The sequence below is a fragment of the Paenibacillus sp. 37 genome (genome assembly GCF_008386395.1).
Classification (GTDB): Bacteria; Bacillota; Bacilli; order Paenibacillales; family Paenibacillaceae; genus Paenibacillus; species Paenibacillus amylolyticus_B.
In genome coordinates this window covers 2,960,009-2,973,778 of the sequence record NZ_CP043761.1, presented here as the reverse complement: position 1 = coordinate 2,973,778, position 13,770 = coordinate 2,960,009, and the positions used below count along the sequence as shown (strand labels likewise).

2 protein-coding genes are annotated in these 13,770 nt (G+C 47.7%); one reads left to right on the top strand and one right to left on the bottom strand.

The genetic code is table 11. The features are described 5' to 3' along the window. The first annotated feature begins 191 nt into the window (after window positions 1-191). Window positions 192-1,427 carry a cytochrome P450 gene (locus F0220_RS13120; RefSeq protein WP_105598480.1) on the top strand — a complete coding sequence of 412 codons (1,236 nt, stop codon included), beginning with the start codon at window positions 192-194 and terminating at the stop codon, window positions 1,425-1,427. Between the two features lie 68 nt (window positions 1,428-1,495). Here the strand turns inward: F0220_RS13120 and F0220_RS13115 are convergent, their stop codons facing one another. Beyond that, a complete protein-coding gene (locus F0220_RS13115; protein ID WP_105598479.1) occupies window positions 1,496-13,768 on the bottom strand; it encodes an SDR family NAD(P)-dependent oxidoreductase in 12,273 nt (4,090 codons plus the stop codon). Window positions 13,769-13,770 lie beyond the last annotated feature (2 nt).

The window sequence follows — 13,770 nt, the reverse complement described above, 5'->3', positions numbered from 1 at the left end:
TTTTATTATATTATCCTGAAATTTCCATGTCAATATATTTACTTATTTGCTTTATTAAGTAAAATGAAAGTAAAATTTGGCGAATATTCTGAGGATAACTCGACAGATTCTAGTATACATGCTACTCTATTTTTGTATAATTTCCTTTATTTTTCAAAAAGCGCGTGATAAAAGGAGGAAACCACTTGTCAATGCCTGTCATTGATGTCAATGATCCAACCACATTCTATAATGAAAACTTCTTCGGTAATCCGTATGACGTGTATCGACAGCTGATTCAGCAAGGCGAAATTCACAAAGTGAATCTTTATGGAGGACTTTGGTACATCGGTGGATATGAAACCGTAAACAAGTACATTGCAGACCCACGCATTTCCCATAACACGGCACAACAATATTGGGCCGTCCAGTTTTCGGAGCAACAGCTCTATGGAATTCTGGAGTTTATTCGTCTGTTCTCGATGTGGATGTCCCTTCAGGATGGCACTTCTCACATCAGATATCGCAAAATGTTAACCCAGGCCTTCTCCGTGTCGGTCAAAAATCTGGCTCCCTACATTATGGATCTGATCGACGACTCTCTTGATGAACTGGAAGGAAAAGAAGAGGTGGATTTGATTCGGGATTATGCTTACCCGCTTCCCACCAAAGTCATTATGAAACTGCTGGGTCTGCCTGAGGAACAATATGAACGTGTGGCCGAATGTGCAGATAGCCTCGTTCACTTGTTCGGTTCCATGACGGTTACATATGAGGATGTCACGCGTGCACAAAATCTTTTGGTTCTGTTGACTGCCTATTTAACAGATGTGATTGAAGAACGAAGAATACATCCTCAGGAAGATTTTATTACTTACCTTATAGAAGCAACTGATGATGATGGTGTGCACCTGACAATTGAAGAAATTCATGCACAATGTGCCATGCTTCTCTTCGCCGGACATGAGACCACACGTAACCTGATTGGGAATGGCATGCTTACACTGATGAAACATCCGGAACAACTTCAGAAATTGAAAGAATCTCCGGGTCTGATCAAAAGCACCATTCAGGAAGTCCTTCGCTATGAAAGCCCTGCACAGATTACCGTAAGAACCGCCCTTGAGGACATGGAAATTCTAGATCAGCAGATTAAAAAGGGAGAATTGATCATGTTCTGCTTCGGTTCAGCCAATCATGATCCGCGAAAATTTACCGATCCTCATCTATTTGATATTGAACGTAATGAAGCGCGGAATCTGGCCTTTGGTGTAGGAATTCATTCTTGCATCGGTGCCCAGTTGGCGATGATGGAAACAGAGATTGCCATGAGCCGCCTAATCGCAAGGTATCCCCATATGGAATGGATACAGGATGAGCCTGAATGGCTTTCCAATGTAGGCTTTCGCGGTCTTCAACGGTTGCTTGTCCGCTTGAACAATAGATGACCATTATGTAAGATCGTAAGATCGAAAAAAAGCGTCGCTCTTTTCATGAGCAACGCTTTTTTCTGATCTTATTTGATCTGGTTTTTGGAACTCTTGCGTGGGACTTTTGCTTTGGTGCTTTTTTTGAAGGATTGAATGTCTTTTTCCGTAACCCCTTCATTTGAATACAACTGCTTGCAGAAAGCACCTATTCGATCAGAGCTTGCGGGATTGGACAACAGTAACATATGGTTGGAAACATCGATGTCAAACATATTAAAATTCGGAATGTTCTCCGCCCATATGCTCCAATAGGTTGAGTTGTTCAGTTCGATGCAATCTTCATCTGTGACAAAGTAAGGCTCAAGTTCACCAAAGAAATGTCCGCTTTGATTGCGGAAATAATAACATGCCACAGCATCTCGATCTGCAAGCGATTGAACTTGGTACTGGTCTGCCTGATACGCCTGCTGAACCTTGACACATTGCTCAATGAGCTGCTGCAGATGCTTCTCATTTTTGAAAAGCCCTCTGGATTTCGCAATTTCTGTTAAGTGTTTAAGAAAATCCTCATTACTTAATTCCATATTGATTTCATCGCGGTGAATTAACGTGTCTGCAATTTTCTCCGGTTGATGAAGAATCGAAGACATTAGCGACATATTAACGGACTGTAAAATATAACCTTTGTCCGACGAAGTCATTTCGTCTTCATCAGAGAGATAGATCGAATCCAGCATCACCATGCTGTTCACCTGGTCACCCTGATTCTGAAGTAACCTGCACACCTCATATGCAATCAGGCCGCCAAGAGAATAACCACCGAGATCATACGGCCCTTCCGGCTGAACGGTTTTTATGACATGCACATAATACATCGCCATGCCTTCGATCCCATATAACGGAGAGCGGTCAGTCATCCAGCCTCTTGCCTGAATACCGTAGAAGGGTCGCGTACACCGGGATGCAATAACCTGATAACCTTCAACCCCACCCATTGCGGCATGAAACCAGAAGATGGGTCTGCCTTCAGAAGCATGATTCAGCCGAACAAGTTCGGGGAATTGTGGCCATGCCTTAGCAACCGACTTCAAAGAGCCATTTGTTTGCTCTTCCGGTCCGGTGACACTAAAACTTGTTGGCTTGCCCTGAAGCATAGGGGTCTGATTTAATCTGTCTGTCAGACTTGCTATGAGGTCTGCCAAAGTCAAACAATGTTGCAAATCTGCTGCATTGATTTCAGGATTCAGCTCGGTTTGCAATCGTTGAATGAACTGGATAAACACGATGGAGTCCATTCCATATTGCACAAGAGGTGTTTCTTCCTGAATCTCACCGCTTTCCAAGCCAAGCAGATTCAGGATGATGGCTGTGATCCTGTGTTCCAGTGATGTATTCCCGGCTACATCCACACCGGAATCAGGAGCCCCTTCCTCCAGGCTGGAAATGACCACAGATTTAGCATGAGTGTGAGTATGAGTAAGGTCAACCCAGCATCTTCTCTTTTCAAATGGATAACCAGGCAATGAAATGATTTGGGCAGGCTTTCCTTCATGCAGACCTTCCCATGAAACGTTGCCTCCTTTGGACCAATACAGTGCAATTTTATCAAGGCTGCCCTCAGCCATGAAAGCTCTCAATATTTTTTCGCCAGTCCTTCCTGACAACAGCTCCTTCACTGCCGAGTCTTCTTCTGCCCTTCCAGTAAACATCGGACAAGAATCGACCATGCTTTTATTTGCCTTTTCCGCTTTCAAAAACTTCTTCAGCCCGATAATGAGTTCTTTTTTATTACTCACAATTAGAGCCAAGCGTTCCGGCATCGCTTCTCTGCCCACTTGCAGCGTATACGCCACATCCCTCAAGCTCAGCTCGTTATTTAATATGACTGTATTCAGGAGTTGCTGTGCAGCGGCCTGCAAGCGTTCCTTGTTCAACGCCGACAGAATGACAACTTGGGCCACCGAATCTTCGCTCACTGCATCATTTTGCTCTGTTTCCGCGGCAACGTACTCTTCGATGACCACATGTGCATTTGTCCCACTGATGCCTGTGGTGCTAATCGCTCCCATCCTTGATGCATTCAACGGCATTCTCCACGGTCTGTTTTCTTTATTGATAATGAGGTTGCTGCCCATGCTCATGTTGATATGCCGATTAGGCTCTTCATAGGAATGCACAGCCGGAATTGTTCTATGCCTCATGGCCATCAACATCGTTATAAGGCTAACCAAACCGGATGCCGCAAAGGTATGTCCGATTAAAGGTTTTACGGAGCCAATCGCCACGGATATATCCTGATTGTTGTAAGAACCATATACGTTGGATAATGCCTGCATCTCAATTGCATCTCCTATCGGTGATCCCACACTTTGCGACATGATGAACTGCACGCTGCGTGGATCAATCCGATACCGTTTGTACACCATTTTCATCAACGCTGCCTGTGACTCAGGATCAGGCGCGGTCAATCCATTGGTTCGTCCGCTATAATTAACACCACTGCCTCTAATTGTGCCATAAATATGATCTCCGTCCTGAATGGCCTGTTTCAAAGGTTTGAGCATCAACGCGGTCACAGCCTCACCAGGCACCATTCCGTTAGCACGTTCGTCAAATACGCGGCACTGGCCGTCGGGGGATAACATGCCTGCCCGATGGAGAGCTGTGTGCAGCATGGGAGACAGTATCAGACTCACTGCCCCGGCCAAGGCTGTGTCGCACTCTCCGCTTCTTAACGCTTGACACGCTTGATGAAGAGCTACCAGCCCTGAAGAACATGCGGCGGTGATCGCCATATTGGGCCCTTTCAGATCCAGAACATAGGCAATACGGGCCGCAAGTGTGGCATTTTGATTACCGTTAATCGATCCTTTTTCTGCTGTCAAATAACCATACTCGCCTTCTTCAACCCCAACATATACACCACAATTCTGACCACGAATACGATCCCCCATATAACCGGCATCCTCCAGAGCATGCCATGCCTCTTCCAGGAATAGACGTTGTCTGGGGTCCATCATCGCTGCTTCATTCGGTGAAATATGGAAAAACATTGGATCAAAGCGATCAATATCCGCCAAATAACCTCCCCATGCAGGAATACCAGCATTCTCATCGGTTACATCCTTCCCGCCTTCTGAGGTCCAACGACTGCGGGGCAATCTCGATATACAGGAAGAACCTGATTCAACATTTGTCCACAAATCCTCGATGGTGCCTGCCTGCGGAAACCTTCCGCTCATGCCGATGATGGCTATAGGCTCTTCCCTGTGAAGTTCGGAAGGCTCAGGGACAGGATGCTCCATTGGTCCGTCAAGCTGCTCCATTACAGATGGATTGGTGTTTCTATCTGTATGGGAGTGATCTTGTATTGGTGTTGGATATGCGGTTGACATCATGCTGTACCTTGCTTCCATTTCTTCGGAAAAGGATGTGATCAGATGCTGAGAAAGTTTGTTCAGGGTGGAATGTGCAAAAAAGACGGTCGGCGACAATTCAAGCCGGAATTGCTGGCTCATAAGCTCAGCGAATTCTGCTAGACTGATCGAATCAAAACCATAATCCGCCAGATTCCGGTCCGGGTCCAACTTGGTTGCTTCCATTTTCAACAGTTGGGCAGCCCAGCCTCTCAGTTCTTGTTCTAGACATTCCTGTAAAGTCTTGCCTAATGGTGAATGTGAATTCCTTACCTGGGCCTGATCCTGATTTCTCGCTTTCGTGCGCAATCCAGGGGAAGACTGCTTGGAAGCCGGCATGTCCAAGCCCAAAAAACGATGTATCCGGCTTGGCCTTCCTGCTAGAGCAAGCTGATGTGTACCGGATTGTCTGATCGCCTGATCAAAAAAAGCGATCCCCTCATCCTTTTCCAGAAAACGCAATCCACTTGTTCTCAGATACATGTCCGTACCTTCTGACGTCCTGGAGCCCATTCCGCCTTCTCTCCAAAGTGGCCATAAAATGGCGATTGTACGAATATTCTGATCCTGCATCTGGGCGTACGCCATCTGAAAACGATTGGCCACTGCGTAGTCACAGGAACCAAAGTCCCCCAGCAGCGCCGACGAGGATGAAAAATAACAGCGAAAAGCCAGAGGTTCGTTTTGCAATGCTTCATCCATCACAAGTAATCCTTTAACCTTGGGACGTAACACTCGTTCGAATGCTTGTACGCTTTTGGACAGAAGGGTTTCCTGACTTTCCATTCCGGCGGCATGGACCCATCCGTGGATATCGCCACATTGCATTTTGGCGGATTGCAGAGCCGTTGTTACTTCTGCCGCTTCACTCACATCTGCCTGAACATATATGACCTGACTGCCATTTTTTCCAAGGTCCTTGAGCAATTGCCTGTTCAGCTCATCCAGCGGAGATCGCCCCATCAAAACAAGATTGATTCCCTTTGAAGCCCAGACTTTTGCGAAAATAACACCCAATCCGCCAAGTCCACCTGTAATCAATACAGTCTGTCCAGGCTTCGGATAACGGGTATACTCATCAGCATGTTTCGTTAAATCAACTTGCTTCATTCGACTTACCAAACGACGTCCATGCTCAAAACGAACACTTTGTGGCGATTCCGATAAAAGTTCATCCCACAGCAGGTTCGACAGGTCCGCAAATCCCAACATATCCGAGTTCTGTCGTGCCTGCGAGCTGCATACGGTTAGTTTCGTCTTCTTCATACTCAGACCTATTGAACGTTCAAAGCCAATCCATGAGTCGAGGTAACACTGATCCAGCGCAGTGGCATGTTCACCAGCCAATAAAATACGTTTGGGATGTATATTCTCCATAACCATCGCTTGAATCATGTGTACAATCGGACTTGTATCACGTAAATATTGGGCATCATCCAACGGCCACAGATACAGAACCGCATCAATATGATCTCCTTGCTTGGCGATCATACGAAATTGCTGACAGTATGCTTCCCGATCCATTTCCCCGGCCTCCGGGCCTGCCTCTTCAACAAAATAGACCTCGGTATTCGGACTGCGGCGAGCCAACATTTCGCGAATGATAGACTGTTTGTTTTTATCCGATAACAGACATATCAGTCCCCTGACATCTTCTCTCGCCAGCTTGGCCGAATCTGAGTCAAGACGAGAGGATTCTTCCCAAATTTCCTGAAAAGAAAGCAGTTCCGTTGCTTCTTCCGATGGTACGTGCTGACTCTCAGAACCAAATTGTTGTCTTTCGGCCGGGGAACCCGATTCGAATTTTTGGACGGACTGATACGACACCCAATACTTTTCCTTGGCAAATGGATACGTGGGCAAGCTTAACCTGGAAGGTTTATCTGGATCATCTTTATATAAATGCTCCCAACGAACCGGATATCCCTTGGTCCACATATCCAGCACCTTTCCATAGGATCCGTTTTGCAGCCATTGGTTTACGATTTCCTCTGTGCCTTCGTCCATGTTAAACCGTAATGCTTCACTGCCACCATGCAGACTCGCTTGGTACATTAAACCTTCTGGTAGTTGTTTCATGCCTTCATCCAGTGCTACGCTAAGCTTTTCCTTTAGATCGGCGATGCTGGAAGTCAGCACACCCAACCGCTCCTCCATTGCATTACGTCCCACTTGTAACGTATAGGCCAGATCGCGGAGATCAGCATCCATATATGAATTGTACTGCAATCTCTTCAGCAACAAACGAACCTGCTCCTGAAGCTCACCTTTATTCCGTGCAGACAGAACAATCATTTCCGGATATTCAGGTGCCGCTGAGTGATCCGCCTCTTTTTTATCCAATTTTCCCGTATACTCTTCAAGAATGACGTGAGCATTGGAACCACCAAAACCAAACGAACTGACCCCCGCTCGTCTTGGCATCACCTTTCCGTCCGCATTTGTAATCGGCTTCCATTCTTGGAGATCACGAACAAGGTAGAACGGACTGTCCTCTAGTTGCACGTAGGGATTCACTTCATCCAGATGGAGATTTGGAGCCAGTTTTTGATGTTTTAATTGCAGCAGCACTTTGATTACACCTGCAATGCCAGCAGCCATCTCCAAGTGCCCTATATTGCTTTTTACCGAGCCTAGTCCGCAATGCGCCTCACCCATTTGGCTATCCCCTGTGTGTTCATACAGATTCCTAAACGTCGCTTTAAGCGCATTGACCTCGATCGGATCGCCCAAAGGAGTGCCTGTGCCGTGTGTTTCGATATAACCTACCGTTCTCGGATCAATTCCTGCTTTTTGGTACGCTTCGAATAACAATTCCGTCTGAGCTTTGGGGTTGGGTGCCGTTAATGAATTGGCGCGACCTCCATGGTTTTCGTTTGTTCCACGGATAACGGCATAGATATGATCTCCTGCTTCCTCGGCATCCTTGAGCGGTTTGATCATCAACATGCCGACCCCTTCACTTCGAACATATCCATCAGCCTGAGCGGAGAACGTTTTACACCGACCATCACTGCTCAACATACCTGCCTTAGTTAAGCTTATATATCCTTCGGGTGTCAAAATGGTATTAATACCGCCTACAACGGCTGCATTGCAATCCCCGTTCCTCATCGCCGTGACTGCGCGATGGATCGCAACCAGCGAACTGGAGCATGCGGTTTCAATCGGCTCGCTCGGGCCATGGACGTTAAGAAAATAACTCATCCGGTTCGGTCCAACCGAAGGTACAATTCCCGTAGACGTATAGCTATCCAGAGCCATACCTGAAGACGCGATGAGATTGCTGTATCCCGTACCAGCCGTTCCCACAAATATGCCCAGCTTGCTGCCAGAAAGGCTTTGCGGAGCATATCCGGCGTCTTCAATCGCTTTCCACACATACAACATTAGCAGCCGCTGCTGCGGGTCCATAAGTTCCGCCTCACGGGGAGAAATACCAAAGAATCCGGGATCAAATTGATCCACACCCTCAATAAACCCTCCCCAGATCTTGTCAAGCTCCCCAGTCTCGTTAAAAGAATCCCTTTGATTGGCATACTTTTCCCGCCGAGACCGAGGAATTTCCGTAATGCAATCCCGCTGGGCTGCCAGATTGTCCCACAGCTCGTCCGGGTCAGCAGCCTTCGGGAAAATACCGCTCATGCCTACGATGGCAATGCCTTGATCCTCCATGACGTTCGTTGGTTTCATCCTTCCCGCGTCCGAGGCATGTTTACTTGCAAATCGTCGGAAAACAAGAGGTTCAGCTCGTTCAGTCCCACTCTTCGCTTGTGTGGAAACCATCTGGGATGAGAATCTCGTCAAAAATTGTTGTTGATAGGTACGTGTTACATATTGCGAGAAGGCTTGCAGCGTCGAATATTCAAAAAACAGTGCCGGGGTAAGACTCATGTTGAAATTCTCGTTAAGTGTGTTGGTCAGTTCCGTCAGCATGATGGAATCAAGTCCATACTCCCCAAGTTCAACCTCGGGATCAATTTGTGTAACCTGCACCTTAAGAAGTGACGAAATCATGGAAGCCATCGTTTCCCTGACCTTATGTTCAAGCCAGGCTGTATCCGTCTGTTCCTCTGGGATTGCTGGCTCCCCCGCATTCCGTGAGTCAAGAGCATCGGGGGAAGACAAAAACTTCTGTCTCAATCGGGTCACTTCACCTGCCGCAACCAGTACCTGACTTCTTCCACTTGCCAATGCCTGATACAAGGCTGCCGTTCCTTCTTCTTCACGCAGAGGGTGCATGCCCGTCTGTTTTTTCAAATTGCGTAATTGGTGTTCATTGATCTGCATACCTCCCGATTCCCAAAGAGGCCAGTTCACCGATAACGTTTGTCCGGTCCGCTCTCCTCGTTGGACAAGCGTATTGCGATAAGCAGCATAACGATCCATGAAAGCATTGGCTGCTGCGTAGTCTGCCTGTCCAATGTTACCTGTCACGCCTGTACCGGAAGAAAATAAAATCATGACATCCAGATCATCCCTCCGTGTTGCTTCATCCAGATAAACCGTCCCTGCAACTTTGGATGCCAACACCTCTCTGCATTCTGCACCTGTTTTATTTTCAAGCAGACGGTCCCGGGTAATGCCAGCGCCATGCAAAATCCCGTTCACTTTCCCATACGTATGACGGACCATCGCCAGCACTGTCTGAACATTCTCTCCATCCGCTACATCCATGGTCAAATATTGAATGTGGGCGGGCAGTTCCTGTATCCTCTGCCTGACGGCAGTTGGCAACGCTGGAGACCTGCCTGTCAAAATAATCGTTGTCCCGGTCGCCTTGAGTGCGATCTCCTGTGCAAAGATGGCTCCAAGACCACCGCCGCCTCCAGTAATCACGTATACGCCCCCGTCTTGCCACGGATGGGCTGGCAGATGCTCATGGCCATCCCGATTCGAACGCTCACCGATGGAACTCACTGCCTCGGCGGATACGTCCTGAACAAGTTCTTTCCATGATGCACGGTACAGTTGATTCTCCATATATCGCAAGTGATCCTCATTCGGCAAATTTGCACAGGACTTAAGCCGTTCCAGCCATTGTTCCAGTGAAGTATCACGCTGCATTTCAACAAGCTGGCAGCGCACCTGCGGATGTTCAAGCTGAACGGTACGAAGCAGACCAGACAGCCCTGTACAGAGTCTGGATTGTTCTGCATCATCAGGTATGACAACCTGAATGAATTTGCTTCCTTCATGACGGAGGCTCTCACCATCTTTGAACTGCTCCAGCAGGGCAAGCACATATGCTTCGTAACGCTCTGCAAGGGTCCCTGCTGAACCGAGTTGTATCAGGGAAACCCCTGGCATTTCCTGTTTCAACATTTCGGTCATCGTGAAATTTGTCAACTCACCACACAGAATAATCCGGTGTTCGCTGTATGAAACCGGTACGGAAGAAGACATGCGGTTGGGGACCGTTTCCCAGTATGGCTCCAGAAGGATTACGCCTTCTACCTCGGGCACACTCACGGTGACTTGTTCCATCCAGACCAGAACCTGACCAGCATCATTGGCTATGGCTACGTCCAGTCTGAGATCGGATCTAACCGCTCCAGTCGAGTCATGATGTGGCGCCGTGCCCAGGCGAATCCATACCCAAACAGGTTGTCCATCCTGCACAACCTCCAAGGAATGGACTGATTTTAATGTAACCGCTCCCCCGAGGTTCACTTGACCCTGCTGCCCACAAAGTTCACACATTCCAACTTGAATGGCGTCATTCAGCATTTCCGGGTCAATGATCATGTTCGTAGATCTTGTAGTTTCTACGGAACTGGAGATGTGCAGCAGCACTTCTCCATTCCCCTTATAACTTTGTTTCACACGGCCCGTCGTCTGCCCGCCAGACCATGCATTATCTGCATCCGATGTAGCTGGGTTGGAATCCAACTCACACCGTTTACGTACAGCTTGCAAGTCAAACCTTGTTAGGTCATAGGCAGAGCTTTCCAGTCTGGAGACTCTTCCCGACGTTAATAACTGCCGTCCCTTGTTGTTGCCTGCACTGCTGATTTCGAAAAAAAGTTCTTCCTGATCTTCTTCAGGGTAAATCTCAATTTTAATCTGTAATGGAAACTCCGTGTTCAGGGTGTTTGTGTCATGTTGCACCCACCTCACATCGGATAATCTGAGCTCCATCACCGATTGCCCATCCCCGTCTGATGACTCCATGGCATGCTGCGCCGCCACACGAGCCATTTCCATACAGGCTACATCGGGAAAAGTCCGTTTGTCCGATGTAGCAGAAGTTTGCAAAAATGACTCGGTTCCAGTAAAAATAGAGCCATAGCGCTGTGAGTATAAATTGGAAATGTTACTGTGTACAAGGGGATGCAGAACCCCTGCCCAGTTCGAATATTCATCTTCGAATGGCCGCGGCATTCGGGAATCCGGGATAGGAACCCAATACTTCTCTTGGGCAAACGGATACGTTGGCAGACTGATTCTGGCTGGTTTCTTCCCATCATACAGGGCTGACCATTGGACAATGAACCCTTTTGTCCAGATCTCTGCGACTTTGCCCAGCTTGCCACGCAGGTACCACTTATGGACCAGATCCTGCATTTCCTCATCTTCTGTTAGTGACAGGAGTGTATCCTTGCGTTTGGCTTGCCCTCTGTAGATTTCAATCCCGTCATGACCTGTGACTGTTCCTTCATGCATGTAATGTGTCAGGCCAGTCTCCAATTCAGCCATAGTTCCCACAATCAGTGCCAATCGCTCCTCCATAGGCTCGCGTCCGATCTGTAACGTATAGGCCATATTAGCCAAATCGTTCTCTGCATACTTTCCTTCACGCAAGGCCAGAAGCAATTGATTCACTTGTTCACGCAATCGTGCTTCGTTTCTGGCCGACAACACTACGATCGCAGGGTGCTGTCCGGGGATTGCTGTTGTATTTTTTTCATGATTCTCCCGATTCGGAATATACTCTTCCAAAATGATATGTGCGTTCACGCCGCCAAAACCAAAGGAGCTCACGCCCGCACGTCTAGGCATTTCCCTGCCATAGCTATCTCTCGGGACAGCCCACTCTCTTGTTTCCCGCACAATATAAAACGGGCTGTTGTCCAATTGGACATAGGGGTTAATATGATCCAGATGCAAGCCTGGCACGAGCTTACGATGCTTCATCTGAAGCAATACCTTCATGACACCCGCCACACCAGCAGCCATCTCAAGGTGTCCAATATGAGACTTTACAGAACCCAAACCGCAATGCGGTGTTCCAAGCGGTTCATCTCCTGATTGACGAGCCAGCTCTTTAAAAGCGGCCTTCAGCCCGTTCACTTCAATGGGGTCACCCAGAGGTGTCCCCGTTCCATGGATTTCGATATAACCGACGGTTCTTGGATCAATATCGGCTTTGCGATAGGCCTGGATCAATAGGTCAGCCTGTGCTTTTGGATTGGGTGCCGTTAAGGAGTTAGCCCGTCCACCATGGTTCTGGCTTGTACCCCGAATCAGTCCATAGATGTGATCTCCCGCTTGTTCTGCATCTTTCACCCGCTTTAGCATCAGCATGCCGACACCTTCACCGCGAACATACCCATCAGCCTGTTCGGAAAAGGTTTTGCAACGTCCGTCTTCACTCAGCATCCCAGCACGGTTAAAGCTGATATGTCCTTCCGGGGTCAGGATGGTATTAATACCGCCAACGATGGCTGCATCACAATCCCCATTTCTCATCGCTGTTACTGCACGGTGGATGGCAACTAGCGAGCTTGAACAAGCCGTCTCTATCGGTTCACTTGGACCATGTACATTCAGAAAATAGCTCATTCGATTAGGTCCTACGGATGGAACAATTCCGGTTGAGCTATACCCCTCAATAGCCATTCCGGAACGGGAAATCAGACTGCTGTATCCCGTTCCGGAGGTGCCTACGAATATACCCAGGTTACTTCCAGACAAGCTTTGAGCAGCATAGCCCGCATCCTCAATGGTCTTCCATACATAGAGCATTAGCAGACGCTGCTGTGGGTCCATAAGTTCCGCTTCCCGCGGGGAGATGCCAAAAAATGAAGGATCGAATTCATCCACCCCATCTATAAATCCGCCCCATTTAATGTTGGTTTTATTCGATTCCTTTAGGGGATCTCCATAAATGGACTTCCAATCCCAGCGTGACAATGGAATCTCGGTGATACAGTCTCTTCCTTCGATTAAATTTTCCCACAGCGCATCCGTATCCTTTGCCATCGGAAACCTTCCTGTCATGCCTACGATCGCAACAGGTTCAAACGTTGTTATCGCCTTATCTGCTCGCTGAAGGGTTCGAGATTGGCTTTCCTGAGATCGCGGGCTGGTATCTCTCATCAGACGGGAGTTTCCATGCTTGGCGTTTTCCTGAGCTTTATGAAAGCTCTCATCATTTACGGAAGTTCCAGCATTCTCAGAAGTCTCAGCGTTCTCATCATGGTGAGCCATTTCGAAATTCTCGGATGACTTAAATCTGTTCTTCATTGTGGATTCAGATGAAATATGTGTTTTCTGGACATCTCTTGCCTCGGCAGGAGATGTCCACAGTTCTGCAAATTGATCAACATAGGTTTCCAAAGCATAGTCTGTAAATTGCGCTAAAGTTGAATGTTCAAAAAAAACGGCCGGCGTCAGATTCAGTCTGTAGTTCTTGTTCAGGGAGTTGCTCAGTTCGGTTAACATAATGGAATCAAATCCATACTCACTGAGCTCCACATCGGCTTCAATTTCCTCCGGTCGTACCTTCAATTGATCAGCTACAGCCTTAGTCAACATTCGGCGTGTCTTTTCATGTAACTCGGTATTAGCCTGAAGCGTATTCCCGGATTCCTGAGACTCGCCGGAAGTCTGGCTGTGTTGATTTTGCGCCATTAAAGAGGTTAGTTGATTGGCAGCATCTTGCGGATTTAGTTTACGTGTTCTGATATCATTGTATATTTGATACAAGTCGTCTTTCATCC